Annotated in this window: 20 protein-coding genes and 1 tRNA gene; 12 read left to right on the forward strand and 9 right to left on the reverse strand. The window is 72.6% G+C overall.

Going from position 1 to position 24,311, the window contains the following annotated elements; genetic code table 11:
* The first annotated feature begins 66 nt into the window (after nt 1-66).
* Nucleotides 67-1,167, forward strand: a complete 1,101-nt coding sequence (locus tag ACWCQM_RS04260) for an LLM class flavin-dependent oxidoreductase (protein WP_450913816.1) — start codon at nt 67-69, stop codon at nt 1,165-1,167.
* Between the two features lie 23 nt (nt 1,168-1,190).
* On the opposite strand, the gene ACWCQM_RS04265 is transcribed toward ACWCQM_RS04260, so the two are convergent.
* Entirely contained in the window at nt 1,191-3,020 is a 1,830-nt protein-coding gene (locus ACWCQM_RS04265; RefSeq protein WP_450913817.1) for a putative bifunctional diguanylate cyclase/phosphodiesterase, read from the reverse strand.
* A gap of 400 nt (nt 3,021-3,420) precedes the next feature.
* On the opposite strand from ACWCQM_RS04265, the gene ACWCQM_RS04270 reads away from it, so the two are divergent.
* Complete coding sequence (locus ACWCQM_RS04270) at nt 3,421-4,662, forward strand: M6 family metalloprotease domain-containing protein (RefSeq protein WP_450913818.1); 1,242 nt, start codon at nt 3,421-3,423, stop codon at nt 4,660-4,662.
* Nucleotides 4,663-4,729: 67 nt separating this feature from the next.
* Here ACWCQM_RS04270 and ACWCQM_RS04275 read toward each other — a convergent pair.
* From ACWCQM_RS04275 to ACWCQM_RS04305, 7 genes are all read right to left on the reverse strand, one after another.
* A tRNA-Lys gene (locus tag ACWCQM_RS04275) sits at nt 4,730-4,803 on the reverse strand.
* On the reverse strand, nt 4,794-5,492 hold the full coding sequence (locus tag ACWCQM_RS04280) for a hypothetical protein (RefSeq protein ID WP_450913819.1): 699 nt from the start codon (nt 5,490-5,492) through the stop codon (nt 4,794-4,796). The genes ACWCQM_RS04275 and ACWCQM_RS04280 overlap by 10 nt, the downstream gene beginning before the upstream one ends.
* A 313-nt stretch (nt 5,493-5,805) precedes the next feature.
* A complete protein-coding gene (locus tag ACWCQM_RS04285) occupies nt 5,806-6,147 on the reverse strand; it encodes a hypothetical protein (RefSeq protein ID WP_450913820.1) in 342 nt (113 codons plus the stop codon).
* Between the two features lie 84 nt (nt 6,148-6,231).
* A complete protein-coding gene (locus ACWCQM_RS04290; protein ID WP_450913821.1) occupies nt 6,232-7,566 on the reverse strand; it encodes an AAA domain-containing protein in 1,335 nt (444 codons plus the stop codon).
* Complete coding sequence (locus ACWCQM_RS04295) at nt 7,563-9,203, reverse strand: hypothetical protein (RefSeq protein ID WP_450913822.1); 1,641 nt, start codon at nt 9,201-9,203, stop codon at nt 7,563-7,565. Before ACWCQM_RS04295 ends, ACWCQM_RS04290 begins: the two co-directional genes overlap by 4 nt.
* A complete protein-coding gene (locus tag ACWCQM_RS04300) occupies nt 9,194-10,378 on the reverse strand; it encodes a hypothetical protein (RefSeq protein ID WP_450913823.1) in 1,185 nt (394 codons plus the stop codon). The genes ACWCQM_RS04295 and ACWCQM_RS04300 overlap by 10 nt, the downstream gene beginning before the upstream one ends.
* Nucleotides 10,275-11,222: a phosphatase PAP2 family protein gene (locus tag ACWCQM_RS04305; protein WP_450913824.1), complete on the reverse strand. Its 948-nt coding sequence runs from the start codon at nt 11,220-11,222 to the stop codon at nt 10,275-10,277. Before ACWCQM_RS04305 ends, ACWCQM_RS04300 begins: the two co-directional genes overlap by 104 nt.
* 315 nt (nt 11,223-11,537) lie before the next feature.
* On the opposite strand from ACWCQM_RS04305, the gene ACWCQM_RS04310 reads away from it, so the two are divergent.
* Nucleotides 11,538-12,134, forward strand: a complete 597-nt coding sequence (locus ACWCQM_RS04310; RefSeq protein ID WP_450913825.1) for a histidine phosphatase family protein — start codon at nt 11,538-11,540, stop codon at nt 12,132-12,134.
* A gap of 181 nt (nt 12,135-12,315) precedes the next feature.
* On the opposite strand, the gene ACWCQM_RS04315 is transcribed toward ACWCQM_RS04310, so the two are convergent.
* Nucleotides 12,316-13,671: a tetratricopeptide repeat protein gene (locus tag ACWCQM_RS04315; RefSeq protein WP_450913826.1), complete on the reverse strand. Its 1,356-nt coding sequence runs from the start codon at nt 13,669-13,671 to the stop codon at nt 12,316-12,318.
* A gap of 251 nt (nt 13,672-13,922) precedes the next feature.
* On the opposite strand from ACWCQM_RS04315, the gene ACWCQM_RS04320 reads away from it, so the two are divergent.
* The 9 genes from ACWCQM_RS04320 (at nt 13,923) to ACWCQM_RS04360 (ending at nt 24,309) form a co-directional block, all read left to right on the forward strand.
* On the forward strand, nt 13,923-14,285 hold the full coding sequence (locus tag ACWCQM_RS04320; RefSeq protein WP_241839528.1) for a hypothetical protein: 363 nt from the start codon (nt 13,923-13,925) through the stop codon (nt 14,283-14,285).
* Nucleotides 14,286-14,372: 87 nt separating this feature from the next.
* On the forward strand, nt 14,373-15,248 hold the full coding sequence (locus ACWCQM_RS04325; protein WP_450913827.1) for a spermidine synthase: 876 nt from the start codon (nt 14,373-14,375) through the stop codon (nt 15,246-15,248).
* A 250-nt stretch (nt 15,249-15,498) separates the two neighbouring features.
* Entirely contained in the window at nt 15,499-16,725 is a 1,227-nt protein-coding gene (locus tag ACWCQM_RS04330; RefSeq protein WP_450913828.1) for an aspartate-semialdehyde dehydrogenase, read from the forward strand.
* A 407-nt stretch (nt 16,726-17,132) separates the two neighbouring features.
* Nucleotides 17,133-18,233 carry a LuxR C-terminal-related transcriptional regulator gene (locus tag ACWCQM_RS04335; RefSeq protein WP_450913829.1) on the forward strand — a complete coding sequence of 367 codons (1,101 nt, stop codon included), beginning with the start codon at nt 17,133-17,135 and terminating at the stop codon, nt 18,231-18,233.
* Nucleotides 18,234-18,347: 114 nt separating this feature from the next.
* On the forward strand, nt 18,348-19,778 hold the full coding sequence (locus ACWCQM_RS04340; protein WP_450913830.1) for an aspartate aminotransferase family protein: 1,431 nt from the start codon (nt 18,348-18,350) through the stop codon (nt 19,776-19,778).
* A complete protein-coding gene (locus ACWCQM_RS04345; RefSeq protein ID WP_450913831.1) occupies nt 19,772-20,860 on the forward strand; it encodes an NAD-dependent epimerase/dehydratase family protein in 1,089 nt (362 codons plus the stop codon). Before ACWCQM_RS04340 ends, ACWCQM_RS04345 begins: the two co-directional genes overlap by 7 nt.
* 31 nt (nt 20,861-20,891) lie before the next feature.
* Nucleotides 20,892-22,079 (forward strand): endonuclease/exonuclease/phosphatase family protein, encoded by a 1,188-nt coding sequence (locus ACWCQM_RS04350; protein WP_450913832.1) that lies wholly within the window; start codon nt 20,892-20,894, stop codon nt 22,077-22,079.
* The gene (locus ACWCQM_RS04355) at nt 22,076-23,248 is read left to right on the forward strand and encodes a glycosyltransferase family 4 protein (RefSeq protein WP_450913833.1); all 1,173 of its coding nucleotides are present in this window, start codon (nt 22,076-22,078) and stop codon (nt 23,246-23,248) included. The genes ACWCQM_RS04350 and ACWCQM_RS04355 overlap by 4 nt, the downstream gene beginning before the upstream one ends.
* A gap of 194 nt (nt 23,249-23,442) precedes the next feature.
* Nucleotides 23,443-24,309 (forward strand): UbiA prenyltransferase family protein, encoded by an 867-nt coding sequence (locus ACWCQM_RS04360; protein WP_450913834.1) that lies wholly within the window; start codon nt 23,443-23,445, stop codon nt 24,307-24,309.
* The last annotated feature ends 2 nt before the right edge of the window (nt 24,310-24,311 follow it).

Raw genomic sequence — 24,311 nt, forward strand, 5'->3', positions numbered from 1 at the left:
AAGCGGAGCCATCCTCCTGTTTGCACCCTCCGATACGCAGACGCAGCACCGGAGAGGGCCGAACACGTGGACGAGAACCGAGGCGACGAGATTCGCGGCACCGCAGGCGGAACGGCCCCCGTGCCCCTCTCCGTGCTCGACCTGGTGACCGTGGGCCAGGGGCGCACGGCGAGCCAGGCCCTGCGCACCGCCGTGGACATCGCCACGCTCGCGGAGCGGCGCGGCTTCCACCGCTACTGGGTCGCCGAGCACCACTCCATGCCCGGGGTTGCCTCCTCCTCGCCCGCCGTCATCCTGGCGAACCTGGCCGCCCACACCGAGCGGATCAGGCTGGGCTCGGGCGGCGTGATGCTGCCCAACCACGCGCCGCTGGTGATCGCCGAGCAGTTCGGCACCCTGGAGGCGATGGCCCCCGGCCGCGTCGACCTCGGCCTCGGCCGCGCACCCGGCACGGACGGCGCCACCGCGGCGGCCCTGCGGCGGACCGACCGGCTGAACGAGGGGGCCGACGATTTCCCGCAGCAGCTGGCCGAGCTGACCCGTTTCCTGGACGACGACTTCCCCGACGGGCACCCCTACGCCCGTATCCACGCGGTCCCCGGACCCGTGCAGGCCACCTCGCCCGGCGGCGTCCAGTCGCCGTCCCGCCCGCCGATCTGGCTGCTGGGCTCCTCCGGCTTCAGCGCCCGGCTCGCGGGCGTCCTCGGCCTGCCCTTCGCCTTCGCCCACCACTTCTCGGCCCGCAACACCGTGCCGGCCCTGGACCTCTACCGCGAGTCCTTCCAGCCCTCCGCGGTGCTGGACGCGCCCTACGCCCTGATCGGGGTCGCGGCGCTGGCCGCCGACGACGAGCGCGAGGCCCGGCGCCAGGTGCTGACCGGCGCCCTGTCGATGGTGCGGCTGCGCACCGGGCGCCCGGGCCTGGTGCCGAGCCCCGAGGAGGCCGAGGCGCACACCTTCAGCCCCATGGAGCGCGAATTCGTCGACGGCTGGCTGAAGGACATCGTCCACGGCACGGCGGACGAGGTCCGCGCCGGCCTGGACGACCTGGCCAAGCGCACCGGCGCCGACGAGCTGATGATCACGGCCAACGCGCACGGCGGCGAGGCGCGCCTGCGGTCGTACGAACTCATCGCGGACGCCTACGGGCTGCCCGACGCCGGCTGACCCACCCGCTGCCCGGGGGGCTCTCAGCCCTCCGGGGGCCTGGTGCCGATCAGTTCGGCGATCCGCTCCGGTGCCACCGCGCGTGAGTACAGCCACCCCTGCCCGGTGTCACAGCCGATCCGGCGCAGCCGCTCCGCCTGGCCCGACGTCTCCACGCACTCCGCGGTGACCGTGAGGCCCAGGCGGTGCGCCAACTGCACCATGGCCTCGACGATCGTCTCGTCGGCGGGGCTGGGGTGCGCACCGTCCTCGTAGCGGAAGCCCCGCACGAAGGCGCCGTCCAGCTTCAGCACCGAGACGGGCAGCCGGCTGAGGTAGGCGAGGTTGGAATAGCCGGTGCCGAAGTCGTCGATGGCGATCCGGACGCCCATGTCGCTGAGCGCCTGGAGCACCCGCAGCGGCCGGCCCGTCGATCCCATGACCGCGGACTCGGTCAGCTCCAGTTGCAGCAGCCCCGGTTCCAGGCCGGTCTCGGCGAGGATGTCCGCCACATCGGCGACGAGGTCGGAGTCCCAGACCTGGCGCACGGCGACATTGACGCTGATGAACAGCGGGGGCTCGTCCGGGTGTTCCAGCTGCCAGCGGCGGGCCTGGCGGCAGGCCGTGTGCAGCACCCACCGTCCGAGCTGGACGATGGTGCCGTCCTCCTCGGCGATCGGGACGAACCGGCTCGGCGCCAGCAGCCCGAACCGGGGGTGATTCCACCGGACCAGGGCCTCCACACCCCGTACGACCTCGTCGGCCATGCCGACCAGCGGCTGGTACTCCAGCGTGAACTCACCGCGTTCGACAGCCGGGCCGAGCGTGGAGGAGAGCGCCTGCCTGGTCATCCGGTGCGCGTTGCGCTCGGCGTCGAAGAGGGTCCAGCGGGCCCTGCCGTCGGCCTTCGCCCAGTACAGCGTGGTGTCGGCGGCCTGCATCAGGGCGGTGGCCGACGTGCCCGTCGACGACCGCTCCACCACCCCGATCGAGGCGGAGACCGACAGCCGGTGCCCGGCGACGTCGAAGGGCCGCTGGAGGGCCGTGAGCACCGAGCGGGCGAGATCGGTGAGCTGATGCGTACCCGAGGAGCCCTCGACCAGGATCGCGAACTCGTCGCCCCCGAGGCGCGCCACCAGATGCCCGCCCGTGCGACGGCCGTCGGCCTCGGCGCAGTCGGTGAGCCGCCCGGCGACGGCGGCGAGCAGCCGGTCGCCGGTGCGGTGCCCCAGCGTGTCGTTGACCGCCTTGAAGCCGTCGATGTCCAGATAGCAGAGCCCGATCCGGCCCGGTGCGCCGTCCTGCTCGGGCGGGCTCTCCAGGGCGGTCGCGAGCCGCTCGAAGAACAGCGTGCGGTTGGGCAGCCGGGTCACGGGGTCGTGTATCCGCAGATGGCGCAGCCGCTCCCGCAGTTCGCGCCGGTCGCTGACGTCGGCGACGGACAGCAGCACCCTGCCGGGGCCGGTGGGGGGAACCGCCACCGGGGCCGCGGTGACCTCGGCCCACAGGGGCCGGCCGTCGGTGTGCTTGAGCCTCCGGGTGCACCGCAACCCGGACCGGCCGCCGTCCAGGACCTCGCTGTACGCACGCCAGGTGGCGCGGTCCGAGGTGAGGCCGACGAGATCGGCGGCGGGCCGCCCGGCCAGGGCGGCGGGCTCGGTGCCGAGCATCCCGCCCAGCGCGTCGTTCGCCCTGACGATCCTGCCGTGGTGGTCGACGACGGCCATCGCGAGCGCGGAGGCCTGGAACGCGGCGCGGTAGTCGCGCAGCTCGGCCAGGACCGATCGTTGATGATCACTTTGCGTGACTTCTGGCGGCCCCGAGTCGGGGGCCGTGCCCGCCGAGTGCGTCGGCCCTTCGAAGGTTCCGCTCACCGCTCGCTCCCGCTGTGCAGATTGTCGTGAACAGGTGTGGCCGGGCAGGGGCGTGGAGCGAAGCGCCGTGCCAGAGGCGGGAACCACGCAGGAAAGCGAGGTGAAGCATAGAGGGTGGCGCACCGGGCGTTCCAGCGCGTCCATCGTTTCGGACCGGTGGCACGCGCATGGCCCACGCCTGTCCACCGCTTTACATCGTTATGCCCTTTGCCCAGACATGAACGCTTCTGTGTTGATCTGGTTAGTTCGGATGTTCAGGTGATCGGTTGTGACTACCTGTGAGCGGGGCGGGTGGGAGTTGTGCACCCGCTGACCCGTGTGGGGCAGCACAACAGGGCGTACGCCTCCGAATCGGCACAGGGTGAATGAGATGTCCCGCGCTCGCCACCCGGAGGTAGATGTGCCGCGTCAGCACGGACCCGGGGGAGTCGGAAGGCCGAGTCTGCGCAGTGCGGCGGCCGCTCTCACCTCCCTCCTGGCGCTCGCCGCCACCGGACTGGTGGCCGGCCCCGCCGTGGCGGCCTCGCGCGACGCGGGACCGTGCGCCCTGCCGAGGACCGGGGCGCACCACTCCCTGGGCCTCGACACCTGGAACGACGCCTATCCCCGCCCCGACCGCGGCCTCGACGCCGTCATGGTCTTCCTGTCGTTCCCCGACTCCGATCCCGTCGTGCCCCCCGAGGTGCTCGCCGCCGACTACTTCCCCTCGACCGCCGACTTCTTCGAGCGGGCCTCCTACGGCGCCTTCACCCTGCGCCCCCACCCGCAGCGACAGTGGACCCGCATGCCGCGGCCCTCCACCTGGTACGGCATACAGCGCGACTGGGGTTCCGAGCGCCGCAGCGCCTATCTGCGCGACGCGATCGACGCCGCCGACGACCAGGTCGACTTCTCGGAGTACGACATCGTCTACCTCGTCGCCGACCCCGACGCGCCCGGCGTCGACTCCGACGCCACCAAGGTCGTCAACTTCGACCGCCCCCTGCGCGCCGACGGTACGGACATCAGGCGCGTCGTCACGGTCTTCGAGGAGCACCCGCCGGACCGGAACGTCCTCGCCCACGAGACCGGACACGTCTTCGACCTGGCCGACCTCTACCACCGCCCGGCGGACGGCAAGGGCGACTGGGACACCTACGTCGGCGACTGGGACGTGATGGGCAGCCAGTTCGGACTGTCCCCCGACCTCTTCGGCTGGCACAAGTGGAAGCTCGGCTGGCTGGGGGACCAGGAGGTTGTGTGCGTGCAGGGCGCTGCCGACCTCACCCTCGAACCCATGGCAGAGGTGCCGGTGCCGGGAGCCTCCCTCGGGACCCGGCTCGCGGTCATCAGGACCGGGACCGACAGCGCGCTGGCCGTCGAGGGCCGCAGCGCCGTCGGCAACGACCGGACCACCTGCACCGAGGGCGTGCTGATCTACCGCATCCGCAACACCACACCGTCCGGCGGTGGCCCGGTCGAGGTCCTGGACACCCACCCCGACTCCGACGCCTGCTGGGACCGGTCCGTCTATCCGCCCCTCGCGGACGCCCCGCTCCGCGAGGGCGAGCGCTACACCGTGCCGGGGGAGCGCATCCGTATCGACGTCGCCGACCGGACGCGGTCGGGGGCCTGGACGGTCAGGATCACCACCGGCACCTGACCGGACGGGGCGGCTCCGGGCGCACGAAGAAGCCCCCTCGCTTCCGCGAGGGGGCTTCTTCCGTCGGTGCGCCGTCAGGGACTCGAACCCCGGACCCGCTGATTAAGAGTCAGCTGCTCTAACCAACTGAGCTAACGGCGCCTGCTGACGTCGTAGACATTAGCACTCGGATCGGCGGGAGGAAAAATCGAATTCCCGGTGGTCGACGGGGCCGCCGACCTGCCCACCCGCACACAGGCCCAGAGCAGTACGTCGGGGCCCGGCAGCCAGGGGTTGCGGGTGTCCGGTGCGACCACCCAGCGGGGGCCGCCGGAGCCCGCGCCCCCGGTCAGCGGCGGGACGGTGACCGCGTCCCCCGCGCCGTGGCAGAGCAGGGGCGGCAGGGCGCCCTGGGCCGTCCGGGAGCCTTCGGAGCCCGTGCCCCACTCCTCCCAGGCCAGCAGGGACGGCAGCCGCTGGGCGGTGCCGGGGGAGGCGAACAGCAGCATCCGGCCCCGGTGCGTGGCGACCGGGCCCGAGCCGGGACCCTCCGCCCAGAGCCGCTCCAGCATGCGCCTGCCGAACAGGGCGGGGACGTTCACGATGTCGAACGAGGAACCGCATGGCAGCACGCCGGGGGAGCCGGGGCGGGTCACCCACTGCGAGAGCGTGCTGCGGGGACAGGGCGAGGCACCGGCCAGCCAGGCGGCCCCCGGTGCGGTGACCTGCGCGGCCCTGTCGTCGACCGCCCGGTTGTCGGCGCGGTCCCGCAGCAGAGTGAAGATGTCGACACCGTGGCGCGGGTCGGCACCGGTTCGCAGGGTCGTTTCGTCATTCAGCCAGGCGGTCATGACGTCATGTCTACCAAGCGTGACGCTACTGTTCCCCAGAGTTGCCGAAAGCCTGACAGGACGGCATGTGAAGGGGTATCTTGCCCGGCGGCATATGCCAAAGGTGTACCCGCAGTGACGAAAGCCCGGTGCGAGGGAGCGGTCGGCCCTTGCGGCGGGGCCGGGCGGCCGGCACCGGGAGCAGGTGCCGCCGCCACCGGGAACAGGAGGCCTGGAAGGCGCCCGGCCCGGTCGGGGACGGGATCGGGACGGGGCACGATCCGATCGGGACCGGGTGCTCAGGACAGGGCGCCACCCGGTCGGGACCGGGTGCTCAGGGCGCGGGGTCACTCAGCAGGGACCGGCCGAACTCGATCATCTTCTTGGCGTAGTCCTCGGTCCACTCCGCACGCGCCGCTATGTCCGCGGGTGTGAGCCGGTCGAACCGGCGCGGATCGGCGAGCTGCGCCGCGGCCACCGCCTGGAACTCCACGGCCCGGTCGGTCGCCGCCCGGAAGGCGAGCGTCAGCTCCGTCGCGCGGGCCAGCAGCTCCTTCGGGTCGTCCATCGACTCCAGGTCGAAGAAATGCTCCGGATCGGCTGCCGCCTCCGACGGCTCGAAAAGCAGCGGCGCGGGACGCAGCCGCTGCCGCTCGTCCCGCTCGGGTTGTGCCATGTGGTGTTCCTTCCTCCGTCTTACGGCCGGACGGCCACCTTCCATTGTCCAGCCCGGCGTGGGTCGCAAGAGCGCTGCCCAGGATCAGGGTGCCCAATGCACGCGGTGCTCGGAGAGATGGGCCAGAACCGCGTGGTTCGCCTCCCAGCCGTCGGGGAACTTCACCGTCACACCCAGCTGGACCGGCTCCGTCGACGGGTGCTCGTCCAGCAGGTCGGCCACCCCCGCACGGCACACCACGACGCACGCGTGCCGGTGCCGCGAGGCCAGGACGCACAGCCGGCCCGTCTCCAGATGGAAGGCCGTGGCGTCCGGGCGCCCCGACAGCGGATGCAAGACCACGGTCACGTCGAACTCGCGGCCCTGGAGGCGGTTCGCCGTGTCCACCGCCACGCCCGTCACACCCAGCTCCGCCAGCGCCGCGCGCACCGCCGCGGCCTGGTCGCGGTGGGCCGTGCCGACCGCGACCCGGTCCGCCGTCACCGGGACCGGGCCGTCGGAGCGCTCGCTCGTCGCGGCCCCGCCCCGGTCCAGCAGCCTGCGGACCACCAGGGCCACCGCCCGGACCGCCTCGGGATCCGTGCGCGGGGTGTGCCGGGCCGGGAGCTCCAGCAGCCCCCAGCCGGACTCCGCGGCCTCGTCCAGCACCCGGTCGGGCCCCGAACCGTCCGACGGCACACCGAAGGACAGCCGGCGGTCGCCGTGGTCCGTGCCGCTGCGGAACGGGGTGTACGGGTAGAACGCGTCCGAGACCAGCGGCGCGGCCGAGGCGGGCAGCCGCCACGACACCGGCAGCCGGTGCTGCGGAAGCTCCGGGTTGTGCGCCAGCAGTGTGGAGACGGCGCTCGCCGACGGGTCGTACGACAGGCCCGCCCATTGGTCGGCGCCCACGATCGAGAACGGGTCCAGCTGCCCCGGGTCCCCCACGAACAGCGCCCGCTCGAACAGCCCGGCCACGGCCAGCAGGGCGTCCGAACGCATCTGGTACGCCTCGTCGACGATCGCGTGCCCCCACGGCTCCACGTTCTTCACGTGCGCCCACTTCGCCGCCGTGGAGATGACGATGTCCAGCCCCGCCAGATCCGCCGCCTTCGCCGACTTCCGTACGTTGTCCAGGCCGTCCAGGACCTTGTCGTACGGATCGGAGTCGCTGCTGTGCAGCCGGCCGACCGGCAGCTCGGGAGCCTTCTCCGCGAGCCGCACCACCAGGTCGTCCACCTGGGCGTTGGTCTGCGCGACCACCATCAGCGGGCGCCCCGCGGCGGCCAGTTCCAGCGCGGCGCGCACCACCAGCGTCGACTTCCCCGCGCCCGGCGGCGAGTCCACCACGATGCCGCGCGCCGTACCGCGCAGGGTGTCGCCGAGGATCGCGTCGGTCGCCCGCGCCGCCGCGGCACCCGGGTCGAGAACGGCTGTCACAGAAGGTCCTCCGCGGTCACTGCGTCGGGCTGCTCGGGATGTCCGCCGGCGCCCGGCGGACCACCATGGGTCCACGGGGTGTTCTCCGGGTCCGGCAGCTTCGGGCCGCCCCGCTGGTCGTGCTCGAACAGCGTCCAGGCGATCCGGTCGCCCGGCTCGGGCACCGAACCGGGAGCGGGCTCCTTGCCCCGCCCCATCCGGTCCGTGATCCGCAGCACGAGGCCGACCGTGCCGGCCCCCTCCAGGTCCTCGTCGGCGTACGCCACGAACTCCGCCGTCTGCGGCTTGCCGTCCAGCGAGCGGTACACCTTGGTCCGCTCACCGAGATGCGGGCGCTCGGCGGTGAGCACCGTGACCAGCGGGCGCGGCGACGGCCGCTTCGACTCGCTGTACGCCATCTCCACCCCGGCCACCTCGCCGATGAACGCCTCGCCGGCCAGCCTGCGCCCCGCCAGCACCAGCGGATCGTCGAGCGCCTCCTGCGCCTCCAGCTGCGCCTGGGCCGTCTCCCGCGAGGCGAGCTTCTGCGCCGCCGTCACCGCGTCGTCCCGGCGCGGCTGCGGGGGTTCGCCCGCCCGCACCCGGTCCCGGTGGCCGGTGAAGGACCAGCGGTCCCTGGTCCAGCGGTCCTGCGCCCTGGTCCCCTCGGGCAGCTCCCGCATCAGGTCCAGACCCCGCCACACCGCGTCCCAGGTGGGCCGGAGCACCCTCGCGAGCAGCTCTCGGATCTCCCGCTCGGCGATGCCCTGTTCTCCGAGCCGGGTGTCGAAGCCGAGGCCGTCCTCCGCGGCGGCCAGCGCCGTGCGCGCCCGGTCGAACCGCTCGATCGCCGGCGCCAGCAGCCTGTTGTCGAAGGCCGGGTCCGTCGCGGGTCCGGCAGGCGGGCAGATCAGCTGACCGGCACCGTCCCGCTCCAGCTCGGCCCGGAGCGCGGCCTCGGCGCCGGACTCGCCGTCCGGCGGGTCCACCCACGCGAGCAGCGCGCCGAGATGCTGGTCCTCCAGGCTGCTCTGCCCCGTCGCCCAGTGGCGGTTCAGCAGATCGGTCGCGGAGAGCAGCAGCGAGGAGCCGGGCACCCGGGCCCGCTCCCCGTAGTGCGTCAGCCAGCGGCCGAGCAGCGGCACCCGGGCGGGCGCCGGATACGGCGTGTCCGGGTCGTCCTCCGCGGTCCGCCGAAACCGCATGGACCGCCCGAGCAGCCGTACGAAGTCGATGCCGGCCCGGCTGGGCACGATCAGCTGGGCCGCGTCCGTGCACAGCTCGACCTCGACCTTGGTCTTCTTGCCGGTCTCGGGGTCGGTCTCTCCCCCAGACTTCGTCCGGGAGGGGCCCCCATGCTCGGCGGGCTCGATGACATCGGCGTACGACTCGATGTGCGGCAGCACCGCCTCCGCCAGCTCGGCGAGGAAGGCGAACCGCAGATCGCGGTCGCGCGGCTGGGACACCGACAGCAGCCGGGGCGACTCCCGGTCCGTGCCCACCAGCGCGCCGAGCGGGGCGCCCGCCTCACCCGCGGTGGTCAGCGGCACCAGCACGAGCGGCCGGTCCGTCAGATGCCGGTGGCGGACGGTCGCCAGCGGCTGGGCCCGCCCGCTGTCCACCGCCTCCAGCCGGGCCAGGGTGCTGATCAGAGACACGCCCGCACCCCGCTCACGCCGTCCAGGGCCTCGGCCCGCAGGGCAGCGGCCCTGCGCAGCGCCGCCACCGTCGGGTCCGACGGGTCGCCCTCCTTGCCCGCAGCCGCGGCGAGCACCCCCTCCACCGTCGTCAGCCCGCCGAGCTCGCCCCGCACACTGCGGCCCAGCGACTCCACCGCGCCCTCCGAGCGGGCCTTGGCCCGGCAGTGGAAGGCCAGCTCGCACGCGGCCAGGCACTCGGGGGCGTACGCCGCGGGGACCGCGTCGACGGCGGTGCCGAGCTCCTCGGGGGAGCAGCCCGGGTCGAAGGTGGTGCCCTCGGGCAGCGACGCCGCGATGTCCTCGACGCGGGTCAGCCGCGTCAGCTGCCTGCGGGTGACGGCGCGCTGCTTGCGCACGTCCACGACGGAGGCGGTCGGGAGGTTGGAGAAGTCCTTCGGGCAGACCAGCAGGACCTTGTGGCCGACCTCGGCTCCCTCGGTCACCGCGGCGATCCGCTCCAGGGCGAGGACGTAGACCGCGGACTGGCGGGCCGCCGCACCGACCTTCGCCGCGTCCGCCGAGCCGTCGATCATCGGGAAGGACTTGATCTCGACGACCGTCCAGGTGCCGTCGGGGTGCACCACCACGGCGTCCGGCTCCAGATAGGCGGGCGAGCCCGCCACCTCCAGGGCCAGCATCGGGTGGTCCAGCAGCGCCCAGCCGCCCGCCGCCGTGGCCTCGCGCAGCGCGAGGGCCGTGCGCGCGGCGCGGCCCTCGGGACCCGCCGCGGTCAGATCGGGCACCGAGGCCCCGGTGGGCGCGTCGGCGCCGCCGCCGAGCCGCTCGGCCAGCAGCCGCAGCAGCTCCGTGCCGCCGTCGGCCTTGACCTTCGCCTCGAAGGCGTTGCCCCGGATGAACGCGAACTGCGACTGGCCGAACGCGGCGGGGGAGCCGAGCGCGGTGGCCAGCACGGCCTTGTCGACGCCCGCGCCGTCGAGCAGGGCGCGGCGCCTGCACCCCGGGTTGGCGGCGAGCGCGGCCAGCGCGCGTGCGTCGAGCGGATGCGGCGCGACGGACGGACCGCGCAGCTCAGCGAGCCGCTGCCGGAGCGTCGTCGCTGGCTTCGGCAGCCGAGCCGGTGCTCGCGTCGCTGGAATCTGCGGAGGGGGTCCGCTGGCCGGGGATTCGCTCACCCGTGGAAGTCTTGCATCCGTCACTGACAATCGTGGACCTCATGGGAACGGCGGTCGCGGGAACCCGCGTGAACACCGCCCTCGCCCGGTCCTTCACACGGTCCGCGATCCGCATGAACGGCCTGGTCAGGAGGGCGCCCACGGCCATCACCGCGGCGCCCGCCACGGCGTCGAGGAAATAGTGGTTGGCCGTGCCCATGACCACGAGCACGGTGAAGAGCGGATAGGCGACGCCCACCGCGCGAACGAGCGGGTGGCGGCCGTGGCGCCACAGCAGGACACCGCACCACACCGCCCAGCCGACGTGCAGGCTCGGCATCGCCGCGTACTGGTTGGTCATCCCGCTGAGTCCGCGCGGGGCGCTCGCGCCGGCGCCCCACCAGCCGTAGTCGCTGTACTGGGCCATCGTGTCGACGAAGCCGTGGTGGGCGTCCAGCAGCCGGGGCGGGCAGGTCGGCATCAGCGTGAAGCCGATCAGGCCGAGCAGGGTGGAGGTCATCAGCCAGGTGCGGGCCGCCCGGTAGACGGCGGTGCGGCGCCGGAAGATCCAGACCAGGACGGCGGGGGTGACCAGGTAGTGCAGGGAGGCGTACGCGAAGTCCGCCGGTATCCCCAGCGAGGGGTGGGCCGTCAGGAGCCGGTTGAGGGGGTGCTCGGCGTTGATGTGCAGCGCCTTCTCCAGGCGGAGTATCGCGAGCCCGTGCTCCACGGCCGCGGGTATGTCCTCCCGGACGAGCAGCCGGCCCAGCGAGTAGAGCCCATACACCACCGCGATCAGTGGGAGCTCCGTCCACCAGCGGGGCCGGTGACCGGAGGACGGTGTCGCGGCGGTGGCGTGCGGCATCCGGTAGCTCTCCCCATGTTCATGCGGTCGACGGCGGGCGTTCAACCGTACGGTGGTCGTATGCCCCGAATCCTTCTGGGGCCGCCTTCCCCGCGGACGTGCCTGGTCATGCGCTGAGAGGGACGCGGACACTGCCCCGCAGGTTGCCCGGGGGGTGGGTGCGCGATGATGGAGCAGGGTCTTCCGCCCGCACCGGTCCTCAGCCGGCTGCCCGCGTTCGCCACCCCGCAGCTGTCCCGGACACCGCTGTCCCGGACCCATCAGATCCTAGGGTCCCCCGATCATCGGATCTCAGTATTTTCAGGGAGAGCCGTCATGGCACCGCGAATCCTGCTCGCCCGGCACGGCCAGACACAGTGGTCCGTCCAGGGCAATCACACCGGCAGGACCGACATCCCCCTTCTCGACGCAGGCCGCGAGGGCGCCAAGCTGCTCGGCGAGCGGCTGCACCGGGAGCCCTGGGACGGGCTGCCCGGGGTGGAGGTGCGGACCAGTCCGCTCGTGCGCGCCTCCGAGACCTGCGCCATCGCCGGCTTCGGTGACCGCGCCGAGCCGTGGGACGCGCTGATGGAGTTCGACTACGGGGACTACGAGGGGCTCACCCCGGCGCAGATCAAGGCGGACCGGCCGGACTGGCTCATCTGGCGCGACGGGGTTCCCGGCGGAGAGACCCTGGCCGACCTCTCGGCCAGGGCGGACGAGGTCGTCGCGTGGGCGCGCTCGGCCGACCGTGACGTGCTGGTCTTCGCGCACGGGCACATCCTGCGGGCTCTGGGAGCGCGGTGGCTGGGCGAGGACGTGTCCTTCGCCGCGCGCATCCGCCTGGAGCCCACGTCCCTCTCGGTGCTGGGCTGGGCGTACGGACTCCCGGCCCTGGAACGCTGGAACGACACCGGCCACCTGGACCGCTGAGGCCCCCGGGGCGGCGGGATCGGTAACGGCTCGCGATCCTTGTGCGGTCCGCGCCGAGGACGCCGGGCGGCGGGTCGGGCAGGACCCGGGGCGCGGTGCCTCGCGCCCGCCCCGGCCCGTGCGGTGCCTCGGGCCCGCCCCGGCCCGTGCGGTGCCTCGGGCCCGCCCCGGCCCGTGTCCCTCAGGTCAGGGGCGGGAGTTCGTCGTAGCGGTCCAGCAGGGCCGTCACCTCCGGGCCCCCCCGGGGCCTCAGCACCCGTACCGCACTCGCGAGCATGCCCCGGATGCGGGAGGACTGGACCCGGTCCAGCAGGTCCAGCACCTGGTGGCCCGCCGTCGCCGCCTCGTCGGCCGAGCCCGACCTCGCCAGGTCGCCCGCCAGCTGGGCCCGGTACAGCGCGAGGTTCCGCGTGAAGTGCGGGTCCTGGAGCCGGGTCGCCCGGCGCGCGTGCCGCGCGGCCCGGGGCCAGTCGCCCAGGGCCGACCAGCACTGCGCCTCGAGCAGCTCCAGCTCCGCCTCCCGGAAGAAGGTCATCCACTCCGGGTCCGTGTCGCGCTCCCCGCGCTCGAACGCCGTGCGCGCCCGGCCGATCGCCTGCTCGCAGCCCGTGCGGTCCCCGAGCCACGCCCGGCCGCCCGCCTCCCGCAGCGCCAGCAGGGCCAGCAGCCGTGGCGAGCCGAGCGGCCCGGCCACCCGCTGCCCCGCCTCGGCCGCGCGTACGGACTCCCGGGCCCGGCCGGTGTCGCGGGCCAGGAAGGACGCGTTGCAGAACGCGTGCGCCTCCAGCGCCGCGTCCCCGGCGAGCCGCGCCGTCGCGAGCGCCTCCGCGTAATGGGAGCGCGCGTCCTCCGTGCGCCCCGAGTCGTGGGCCAGCCAGCCCACCGAGATCGCCAGCTCCCCTGCGCCGGTGTGCAGCCGCTCGGCGGTGCTGCGGCGCGTCGTGGTCCCGCCGTCGAGCAGGGCGTACGCCGCCCGGAGCGGCTGGGACGCCTGCCGGTAGAGGCCGTCCGCGCCGTGCCGGTCGTCCAGCAGCCGGATCTGGCGCACGGCCTTCTCGACGGCGCTCACCTCGGCCTCGCCGACCCGGCGCTGAGCGGGCAGGGTGAGAGGGCCCGCGGCGGCGGACCCGCCACCCAGGCCCAGGGACGCGGCCGCCACCGTGGTGGTACCGCTGGTCATGAACACGCGACGCAGCACGTCGCTCTCCTCGTCGATGTCACGGTCGAGCGTGGGGGGTGTGGTGGAAACGGACAGGGGTGCCGTGCGGGCCCCCCGGCCGCGCACGCTCTCGCGGGAGGAGAAGCCCAGGTCCTCCAGGCTCGCGCCCGGAAACATGTGCAGGAACACCCGTTCGTACGCGTAGTTGGGGCAGCGGATCTCGCCGGACTCCACGCGCCCGATGTACCGGGCGTCGCACGCGACCTGTTCACCGATCTCGCGTGCGGCCCTGCGGACCGCGGCCGCGAACTCCCCGGCGGAGCGCTGTCCGCGCAGCCGCCGGAAGACGAGGTTGGGAACTGCCCGTGTCGACACCATGGCGGGGCCCTCTCTGGTGCAGCCGGGCTCCTGCTTCCGGTGTCCCGGCGGAGCAAGAACGTACCGGCTGTGACACGGCACACAGACAGCGTTTAGCTATAAATCAGACATCTCGCCCGTGATCCGCCATGAACTGCCACCCTTTGCGGCGGCGTGCCGCCGTAGCCCTTGACGCCGTCGGCGCGTTGGTCCATGAGGAGGCGGGGGCGTGGTCCCGCCTCAAGACGACAGGAGGGGTTCCCTTGCCTCACATGGGTCCGGAAGCCACACCGTGCGACCTGGTGACCGTCCCGGCACGTCAGGGCCTGGAGGCCGTCGACATCCTGCGCAGGGGAGCGGACAGCGAGGCCGTCGGCCCGGTCCTGCACGACGGGGCCTGCGCCGTCCTCGGTTTCGTCGTGCCGTCCGGCACGGCCGCGGCATGGGACGTGCCCGGCAGCGCCTGTACGGAGACGGACGGCCGGGGCTTCCGCGTCCCCGCCGATCCGCCCGTCATCGGCGGAGGCTGGCTCCTGCCGCCCGCCGCCGAGGCCCCCGTCACCGACCCGGCCGTCCTCAGGGCCGCCCTCGACCAGGCCGCACGGCTCATCGAGGCGGCCGACAACTGCCGCTGAGGCCATAATGGCGGGGTGGGCGGATCTCCCGCCCTCGTCGGTTCTCCCAGGCAGCCGGCCCGAACCGGTGAGCGAGGACGAGCGCGCGTGGCACGTCGAGGAGCGAGCGCGGGCAAGCGCTCCGAACGCCGGCAGGAACCCGTCTCCGCGGCGGTGGACGGCGGCCTCGCCGAACTGGTGCCCGACCGTGAGCGCCCGCGCGCCTGGACCCTGCTGCTGGACGGCGCCCCGCAGTCCCATGTGGACCTGGACGACCCCTCGTACCTCTCGTTCGAATACCAGCGCAGGCTCGGCCATGTCATCGACCTCGCCGCGCCGCCCGGCCGGCCCCTCCAGGTGGTCCACCTCGGCGGCGGCGCCTTCACGCTCGCCCGTTACATCGCGGCGAGCCGCCCCCGCTCCACCCAGCAGATCGTCGAGATCGACGCGGCCCTCGTGCAGTTCGTGCGCCGGGAGCTGCCGTTGGACCCGGGGGCCAGGACGCGGGTCCGCTCGGTGGACGCCCGCGCCGGACTCGGCAGGATCCAGGACGGCTGGGCGGACCTCGTCATCGCCGACGTCTTCAGCGGTGCCCGCACCCCCGCGCATCTGACCTCCGCCGAATTCCTCGCCGAGGTGCGCAGGGTGCTGAAGCCCGGCGGGCAGTACGCCGCCAACCTCGCCGACGGGCCCCCGCTCTCCCATCTGCGCGGCCAGATCGCCACCGCCGCCTCCCTCTTCCCCGAACTGGCCCTGGCCGCCGATCCGACGGTCTGGCGGGGCCGCCGCTTCGGCAACGCGGTCCTGGTCGCCTCCGGCCTGCCGATCGCCACCGCGGAGCTGACCCGCCGGGTCGCGGGCGATCCGCATCCCGGCCGCGTCGAACACGGCCGCGCGCTCTCGGACTTCACGGGCGGCGCCGCCGTCGTCACCGACGCGGAGGCCAAGGCGTCCCCGGCCCCGCCGCCCGGCACCTTCGGCTGAGCCGCCCGCGGTGACCGGATCGGCCACACGTGCGATGGCATGCTCCGGCCTGTCCGCTTCCTGACAGCACCGCCCTGTGCCGGAGCGGCGGGTTCGGCGTTTTCATGGGGGTCGCGACGACGCGGAACCGGCTGAGCCGTTCCTGCCGCGCGAGCTCTCCGCGCCTTCCGGTACGGAGACGATGTGCCACCGGCCGGACCGTCCACGGAACGCGTGCCTGAACTCGGCCCTCGCCAGATCGGAGTACCTGATGGTACGTGCCCAACGCTCCGCGGATCCCTGCATCGTCCTGGTCGGCGCGACCGGTGCGCTCGGAGCCGCCGTCCTCGAACTCATCGGGGAACACCGCATGCGGCACCGGGAGATACGGCTCGTGGCCTCGGCGCAGTCGGCGGGCCGGGAGATTCCCGTCGGGGGACGGACGAAGACGGTGCACGACCTGGAGGACTTCGACTTCGCGGGCGCCGATCTCGTGCTCTTCTGCGCGAGCGAGGCGGTGAGCCGCCGGTGGGTGCCCGTGGCGATGGCGGCGGGCGCGCTGGTCGTCGACGCCTCCGGTGCCTTCAGCGCGCACCCGGAGGTCCCGCTGGTCGTCCCCTCGGTCAACGACTGCCTGCTGGCCGAGTGCCCGGAGGCCGTCGCGGTGCCCAGCGGGATGACGGTGCCGCTGACGCTCCTGCTGCACGCGGTCGAGCGGTGGCGGGGGGTGCGCCAGGTGGTGATGAGTACGTACGAGTCCGCCTCCGGGCTGGGCCACCAGGGGGTCGACGAACTGCTGGAGGGCAGCGAACTGACGCTGAGCGACCCGGGGGCGGAGCTGCCCGCCGACCGCTTCCGCCCCGCCCTGGCGTTCAATGTCGTGCCGGCTGTGGACCGGCTCCTGGAGGACGGGGCCAGCTGTCAGGAACGGCGTCTCGTCGAGGAGACGCGGCGGGTCCTGGGGCTGCCGGACGCGGAGATGGCGGTGACCTGTGTGCGGGTGCCGGTCGTCAGCGGGCACGGGGCGACGCTCTTCGTGGAGACCGGCGACCCGGTGGACCGGCAGGGGCTCGTGGAACTCCTGGCCTCGCTCCCGGACTTCGTGGTGCACGACGACCTCGTGATGGACGACGGCCGTGTGGTGCGCGACGGGCTCGTGTGGCATGACGGCCGTGTGGTGCGCGACGGGCTCGTGTCGGACGACGGCCGTGCGGTGTGCGGCGACCGTGCGGCGTACGACGGTCCCGCGGGGCGCGCCGCGTTCGTACTGCGCGACGGGAAGACGCCGGGCTCCGTCCCCACTCCGCTGACGGCGGGTGACCCGGACCGCTTCCATGTGGGCAGGGTGCGGGTGAGTCCGCACACTTCCCGGGGATTCCTGTTGTGGCTGGTCTTCGACAACCTGCGCGCGGGAGGCGCGTCGACCCTTCTGCGGATCGCGAGGATCGCGCTCGCCTCCCGCGCGTCCGATGAGCGGCTGAAAAGCAGCCCTCGCTGAGGCGGACCTCCGCCCGCCCGGGACGCGGCCGCGCTAGTACTGGGCGGCAGCGGCCGAGGCAGACCCCTCGCCGGGGGTGGTGGGCGTGGAGTCCCATTTGTCGTCGGCCCTCGTGACGACGGCGGATTCCGGACCCGCAGGGACGACAGAACCGGCGAAAACAGCGAGGCCGGCGGAAGCAGCAATTCCGGCCACCAGGAGGGGCGCTACCAGGAAACGAACTTCAAACCGGCGATTGTTCGCCATTTTGCTTCTCCTCGATTCGATTCATTCGACAACGCGCGGCACCCGTTCTTCGGGACGTGAAGAGCTTGCCAGCCAAAGCCGTCCCGATCCTGGTCCATTGGGTGTCCTATGATGGCGCGGCCACAAGTGGAAAGCGTCGGACGTCGAGCGAAGGGGTGCTCGTGGAGAGCCAGTCACTGTTGGACGAACTCGCGGTTGACGCCTACAGATCAGCGCTGCGAGCCGGTGTTTTCATCGATGAGGAGATCGCGTCCGACCTCGGTGTGGAGCGGGCGCGGATCGCCGAAGCGCGCAGCGCACTCCAGGACTTGCGCCTGTTGAGCCCGGGCGTCGGCCCTGCGATCCCGCTCGACCCGGAGGTCGTCGAGGTCGAACTGATTGCGCCGCTGGAGATGTCGGTCGCCCGTCAGCGAAGACAGATAGCCGGAATTCACCGTCAGCTGAACGCGCTGTCGGCATTATATCGCTCAGTCGAGCACCGCCATGGCACAGATGTGTCGATACGCGTTCTCGATAATGCCGCCGAGGTGCGCCGGGAGATCGACCTCGCCCGGCATCGCTGTGTCAAAGAACGCCTGAGTCTTCAGCCCGGGGGAGGCAGGGCGGCGCCACTTCTTCAGCAGGATCTCGTGCAGACGCAGGAATTACTGCGGCGCGGTGTCCGGGTCCGCACGCTCTATCAGCACACCGCGCGTTCCAGCCTCACCACCCGCAGCTATGTCGCCCAGATCTGTGAAGAGGGTGCCGAGGTGCGCACCTCGGCGGAACTCTCCGAGCGGCTCATCGTCTACGACCGCCACACCGCCTTCGTGCCCAAGGAGAGGAAGGGCGCCGAACCGCCCGGCGCGGCCGTCGTCACCGACCCGACCCTGGTGGCCTATCTCTGCCGGTCCTTCGAGACGGCCTGGCAGGTGGGCCGGCCCTTCAACAGCGCGGAGCCCGCCGACCAGCAGCAGGTGAGCGCGGAACTGCGGTCCTCCATCCTGCGGTTGATGGCCATGGGGCTCAAGGACGAGGTCATCGCGCGACGGCTGGGCATGGCGGCCCGTACCTGCCGCCGCTACATCTCCGCGCTGATGACGGAACTCGGTGCCACCAGCCGGTTCCAGGCCGGTGTCCTCATCGGCCGGCAGGCCGCGGAGGGCGGCGCGGAGGGCGTCCTGGGCGGCTTCCCGGCCGATGAGCAGGGCAGTGGGGCCGACGGCCGGACCGCGGCCCCGGCCGGAGTTCCGGCCGACGAGGGGATCGCTGTCCACAAGTAGCCGTACCGCCACCGGACGCCGGTGGCACCTCGTGCCAGGGTCCTCTCCCGTGCGACGTTTGTTCGTGCCGGCAGACAACGATGTCGCACGATGACGTTGCATGGGAGAGGCCCAATGGCACAGCTCATCACTCTCGACGAGGCGGAGAAGCTCGACGTCGACGAGGTGCACGATCTCTACCGCACCTACATCAACAAGAGCCAGGTCAGACTGATGACCTCCTTCGGCTTCGGCCAGGAGCTCGTCGACCACGCGGAGGGCGCGTACGTCCACACCCGCGACGGACGCAAGATCCTCGACTTCACCGGTGGCGTGGGCGTCCTGAACCACGGGCACAACCACCCGAGGATCGTGGCGGCCCGCCAGCGCTTCCAGGAGCAGCGGCGGATGGAGGTGCACAAGACCTACTTCTCGCCCTATCTGGCCGCTCTCGGCCACAACCTGGCGGCCGTGCTGCCGGGCGACCTCAACCGCTCCTTCCTGCCGAACTCCGGCGCGGAGGCCGTGGAGGGGGCCGTCAAGATGGCGTACAAGTACCACGGCGGCAAGCGCAAGCGCATCCTGCGGGCCGACATCAGCTTCCACGGGAAGCTGCTCGGCTCCGGAGGGCTCACCGGAAGCACCCAGAACCACTTCGAGTTCCCGACCATCCCCGGCATCGGCACCTTCGCCTACGACGACCTCGAATCGGTCCGCCGGGCGCTGGCCGAGGCACGCGACGCGAACGGCCGCAGCGATGTGTACGCCCTGCTCATCGAGCCGTTCAGCGCGTCCACGATGCGCTGGTGCTCCGAGGAGTTCCTGCGCGGACTGCGCGAGCTCTGCACGGCCGAGGACATCATCCTGATCTTCGACGAGATCTACACCGGCTGGGGCAAGACCGGCAGCATGTTCCACTTCACCCGCTACGAGGGCCTGGTGCCGGACGTCGTGACGACGTCGAAGTCGTTCGGCGGCGGCAAGTCCTCCATCTCCGCCTTCGTGGCGCGCGAACCCGTGTTCCGCAAGGTGTACGACAACATGACCGACGCCATGATGCAGAGTACGAGCACGACGTACTACGGCTTCGGCGAGGAGACCGCGACCGCGATCGAGGCGATCTCCGTGGCGGTGGAGGACGACTACCCGGCGCGGGCCCGCGCCATCGAGGACGTCCTGCGGCCGGGGCTGGAACGCATCCAGAAGACCTACCCGGACCTGATCGCCGACGTGCGCGGATCGGGGGCGCTCTTCGGGGTCTTCCTCTCCGGCGGCCCCAAGATCCTCGACCTGGTGGGCAAGCTGCCCGCCGGCGGTCTCGCCAAGGACCCGCTGATCCGTACGAAGATCATCACGGCGGCGGTGATCGACACCCTGTACCGCAAGCACGACGTCTACTCCTACTACACGCTCAACGGCCGCAGCCCGCTGGTCGTGAGCCCGCCCCTGGTCGCGGGACCGGACGAGGTGGAACGTTTCCTCGACGCCCTGGACGCCACCCTCTCCGAGGGCATGAGCCGGCTGCTGGCCCGCTTCATGAAGGAGCGGGTGAGCTCGCTGTGGTGAACCCCGGGAACGAGAAGGACGCCCTGTCCGCACTGCCCGGCCGCGTCACGGTCACCGGCGCCGCCGGTGTGCTCGGCGCGCACCTGGTGGAGCGGCTGCTGAAGGAGGGGCGGGAGGTCCATGCCTTCGACCTCAGGCCGGTGCCGGCCGCTTCCGGCCTGACCTCCTCCACCGGCGACATCCGGGACGCGGGCGCCGTGCGCAGGGCGCTCGACGGCGCCGACGCCCTCGTGCACTGCGCGTCGGCGCTGCCCAGCTATCCCGCCGCCGACATCCGGTCCATCGTCGTCGAGGGCACCACCACCGTGCTGGAGGCGGCCAGGACCGCACGGACCCCGAGGGTCGTGCACATCTCCTCGACCGCCGTGTACGGGCTGCCCAAGCTGGTGCCGACGCCGGAGGACCATCCGCACGAGCCGGTGGACACCTACAGCAGGGCCAAGGCGGAGGCCGAGAAGGTCGCCGAGCGGTACCGCGCCAAGGGCATGTGCCTGCCGGTGCTGCGGCCCAAGACCTTCGTGGGGCCGGGCCGCATGGGCCTGTTCGACATGCTCTTCCAGTGGGCCGAGGAGGGCCGCAACTTCCCGGTGCTCGGCAAGGGCGACGTACGCACCCAGATGCTCGCCCTGGACGACCTCGTGGACGCGGTGGTCACCGTGCTGCGGGCCCCGGACGAGGTCGCGCACGACACGTACAACATCGGCGCCGTCGAGTTCGCCACCCTCCGCGAGGACTTCCAGTCCGTGCTGGACGCCGCGGGGCACGGCAAGCGGGTCGTGTCGATCCCGGGCCGCCCCGCCGTGGCCGTGCTGCGGCTGCTGGAGCGTACGGGGATCTCCCCGGTGTACGGGCGGCTGCTGTACAAGCTGCTCGACGACTCCTACGTCAGCGTCGACAAGGCACAGGAACGGCTCGGCTTCCGGCCCCGCCAGTCCAACCAGGAAGCCATCCTGCGTACGTACGACTGGTGGCGCGGGCAGCGCTCGGCCGCCCCGCCGCCGACGGCGAGCCGGGACGGCGGCCGGACCAGCACGGACCCCTGGCGCCAGGGAGCCCTCGGTCTCGCGAAGGTCTTCTTCTGACATGGCCGGAACCCGAGTACCGGGGACACCCATGCCCGTTTCCGGTGTCCCCGGCACGGACGAGGTCCCCGCCCCGCACGAACCCGCCGGGGCGGAAGGGGACACCGCGTCCGCGCCCTCCCCGGGCGCGGACTCGGAGGCCCGCCGCTGGTGCCGGGGCACCCGCCTGCTGGTGGGGGCCACCGCCGTCTGGACCCTGCTCCTCGGCCTGCACGTCCTGCTCGCGGGGAACTGGTGGCTGTGGCTGCTCGTCGAGGCGGTACCCCCGCTGACGCTGGTGGCCGTGCCGCTGCTGCTCCTCGCGGTGACACCGCTCGCCCGGCCGGTACGCCGGTGGCTGGCTCCCGTGCTGGTGCTCCTGCTCCTGGCCGGCGCCCATCTGTCGGGCTTCGGACCCGGCTGGTCGGGCGGCGGCACGGGAACCACCGCAGGCGGCACCGAGGTCAAGGTGTTCGCCTGGAGCACGGACTACTGGCAGATGGACGACGACAAGCAGGACTTCTACGCCTTCCTGCGGGGCCAGGACGCCGATGTGTACCTCCTCCAGGAGTATCTCTACTGGGAGGGGGACGAGCCGGTCAGGATCGATGACACGGCCCGGCTGCGCAAGGAGTTCCCCGGCTACCACCTCTCCGTCGAGGGGGAGCTGCTGACCCTCTCCCGGCTGCCCGTGGTCGCCGAGCACCACCGCCGCGTCCCGGACACCGGCACCGCCTGGTACTACGAGGGAAGCAAGGCGCAGCGCACCGACATCCAGGTCGGGGACCGCACGGTCTCCTTCTACAACGTGCACATGCCGGTCCCCTTCCAGGTCGGAGACAACCCGCTCTCCGGCGGCTTCTACCGCTTCCTGCGGGACCAGTACGAATGGCGCGACCGGGAACTGGACGCCCTGCGCTCCGATCTCGCGGACAACCCCCACCCGGCCCTTCTGACCGGGGACTTCAACTCACCCTGGACGGGCAGCCTCCTCGACCCCGCCCCGGGCACCCAGGTGCACAGCCCCGGGAGCGGCGTCCTGCCCGCCCGCTCCTGGCCCGTCTCCGACTACCCGCTGCCCAAGCTGTGGCGGCTGGACTGGCTGTTCACCACAGAGGACCTGGCCGTGCCCGGCTACCGCTTCGACGGCGGCGGGGACTTCTCGGACCACGCGGCCCAGGAGATCCGACTCGTCGTTCCCGACCCCACCGCCTCCGGACACCCGAAGGAGACCCGATGAGCCCGCAGGACAACCCCCTGAGCGAGGGATCCACCATGCGCCCCAGCCGGTTCCACGTGACGGTGATGCTCGACTACTACGCCCCCTACGTCAGCGGTCTGACCGAGGCCGCGCGGCTGACCGCCGAGGGCCTCGCCGCCCGGGGCTGGAACATCGCGGTGGTGTGCGCCCAGCACGACCCCAAGCTGCCCCGGTACGAGGTGATCAACGGCGTCCATGTCTTCCGGGCACCCGTCCTCGCCAACATCAGCCGCGGCTTCGTGTCCCCCGCGCTGCCGCTGCTGGCCCGGCGTCTCGCCGCCCGCTCCGACATCCTCCACATGCACCTGCCCAACCCCGAGGCGGCCTTCGTCGCCGCGCTGAAGGGCAGCGCCCGTCTCGTCGTGACGTACCACATCGACGTGTTCCTGCCCGACAGCCCGTTGAACCGCTTCGGGATGCGCGCCGTCGACGAGGTCTGCAAGGTGGCGGTCCGCAAGGCGGACATCGTCATCACCAACAGCGAGGACCAGGCGCGGGGTTCGCGGATCTGGCCGACGATCCGCCGCCGCAGGCTCGTCCCCATCTCCTCGCCCTGCGTCGACCGCAACGGCGGGTCGCCGCGGCTGCGCGACGGCGACGGGCTGCACATCGGGTTCATGGGGCGGATCACCGTCGACAAGGGCATCGAGTACCTCATCCGCGCCTTCCGTTCGATGTCCGACCCGAAGGCCAGGCTGCTGATCGCGGGGGACTACACCACCGTCGCGGGCGGCAGCAACATCGACGAGCTGCGCGCGGAGGCCGGCGACGACCCGCGCATCCGCTTCACCGGCCTGCTGCGCGGCGAGGCGGTACGCGACTTCTACGCCTCGATCGACGTCTTCGCGCTCCCGTCGATCTCCGAGTCCTTCGGCATCGTGCAGGTCGAGGCCATGATGGCCGGGGTCCCGCCGGTGAGCACCGACCTGTCCGGCTCCCGCTACCCGGTGGCGTCCACCGGCTTCGGGCGGCTGGTCCCGCCCAGGGACCCCGAGGCGCTGCGCGAGGCACTGCTGGAGATGGCGCACCTGCCGGACGAGGACCGCAGGGCCGGGGCGGAGACGGCGACCAAGCTGTTCGGCGGGGACGCGTTCCTCGACGCCCACGAAGAGGCGTTCCGGCGGCTGCTGCCCGGGGGGCGGCTGTGAACCGGGTCGGCGGCGGGGACGCCGTGAGGACCGGGGGCGCGGAGAGCCGGACGGTCCCCGCGCCCCCGTCGACCGGGGCGGCCACCGCCGTCGTGACCGCCGAGGCCCCGTTACGCGAATGGCGCGAGCGCCAGCGGTCCACCTCTCCTCCGAGGGCGGGCGAGGTCCGTACACCGCCGAAACGCCGGAGGAGGATGCCCGCGGCGCTGGTGCTGCTGCGGCCCCGGCAGTGGATCAAGAACATCTTCGTCCTGCTGGCCCCGCTGGCCCTGGACCCCGCAGCCCTGCTCCGGCACCCGGGGAAGGCCGCCGCCGCGGTGGTGGCGTTCACCGCGGCCTCGGCCGCCGTCTACGTGCTCAACGACTGGCTGGACCGCGAGAGGGACCGGCTGCACCCCGTCAAACGCCACCGGCCCCTGGCCGGCGGACGCATCGGCCCGATCGGGGCGGCACTGCTGGGTCTGGCGTGCCTGACGGCCCTGGGTGTCTCGGCCTCCTTCCTCCCCGGCGCGGCCCAGGCGGCGATCGCGGGGTACGGCGTGATCAACCTGGCGTACTGCCTGGTGCTGAAGCACCACGCGCTCGTCGACGTCAGCCTGGTCGCCTCGGGCTTCGTCCTGCGCGCCGTGGCGGGCTGCGTGGCGGTCGCCGCACCCTTCAACCCCGCGCTGATCATCTGTGTCTACTGCACCTGCCTGCTGCTCTCCCTGGGCAAGCGCCGGCACGAGATGGCGGCCGCGGAGCTGCGCGGGCAGGCGTCCGCCCAACGCCCCGCACTCGCCGGCTACTCGGTGCCGCTGCTCGACCAGCTGGTGACCCTGCTGCTGGCCGCCACGCTGATCAGCTACGAGATGTTCGTCCTGTCCGCATCACATCCGCACGCGGCCGTACTGGCCGTCGCCACCCTGCCCTTCGCCGTCTTCGCCGTATGCCGTTACGTCCAGATGGTGGCGGTCCGGAGCAGCGGCGGGGAGCCCGGACGGGACGTGCTCACGGATGTGCCGCTGGTGATCAACGCCGTGCTGTGGCTGGCCTGCCTGGCCGCCGGCCGACTCCTGTGAGG

The organism is Streptomyces sp. NPDC002125 (assembly GCF_053593715.1).

Bases quoted from the DNA above. Each gene is read 5' to 3' on its own strand.
- ACWCQM_RS04280 (WP_450913819.1), bottom strand. From the start codon at position 5,492: ATGACCGCCTGGCTGAATGACGAAACGACCCTGCGAACCGGTGCCGAC.
- ACWCQM_RS04285 (WP_450913820.1), bottom strand. From the start codon at position 6,147: ATGGCACAACCCGAGCGGGACGAGCGGCAGCGGCTGCGTCCCGCGCCG.
- ACWCQM_RS04305 (WP_450913824.1), bottom strand. From the start codon at position 11,222: ATGCCGCACGCCACCGCCGCGACACCGTCCTCCGGTCACCGGCCCCGC.
- ACWCQM_RS04310 (WP_450913825.1), top strand. From the start codon at position 11,538: ATGGCACCGCGAATCCTGCTCGCCCGGCACGGCCAGACACAGTGGTCC.
- ACWCQM_RS04315 (WP_450913826.1), bottom strand. From the start codon at position 13,671: ATGGTGTCGACACGGGCAGTTCCCAACCTCGTCTTCCGGCGGCTGCGC.
- ACWCQM_RS04320 (WP_241839528.1), top strand. From the start codon at position 13,923: ATGGGTCCGGAAGCCACACCGTGCGACCTGGTGACCGTCCCGGCACGT.
- ACWCQM_RS04330 (WP_450913828.1), top strand. From the start codon at position 15,499: ATGGTACGTGCCCAACGCTCCGCGGATCCCTGCATCGTCCTGGTCGGC.
- ACWCQM_RS04340 (WP_450913830.1), top strand. From the start codon at position 18,348: ATGGCACAGCTCATCACTCTCGACGAGGCGGAGAAGCTCGACGTCGAC.
- ACWCQM_RS04350 (WP_450913832.1), top strand. From the start codon at position 20,892: ATGCCCGTTTCCGGTGTCCCCGGCACGGACGAGGTCCCCGCCCCGCAC.
- ACWCQM_RS04355 (WP_450913833.1), top strand. From the start codon at position 22,076: ATGAGCCCGCAGGACAACCCCCTGAGCGAGGGATCCACCATGCGCCCC.
- ACWCQM_RS04360 (WP_450913834.1), top strand. From the start codon at position 23,443: ATGCCCGCGGCGCTGGTGCTGCTGCGGCCCCGGCAGTGGATCAAGAAC.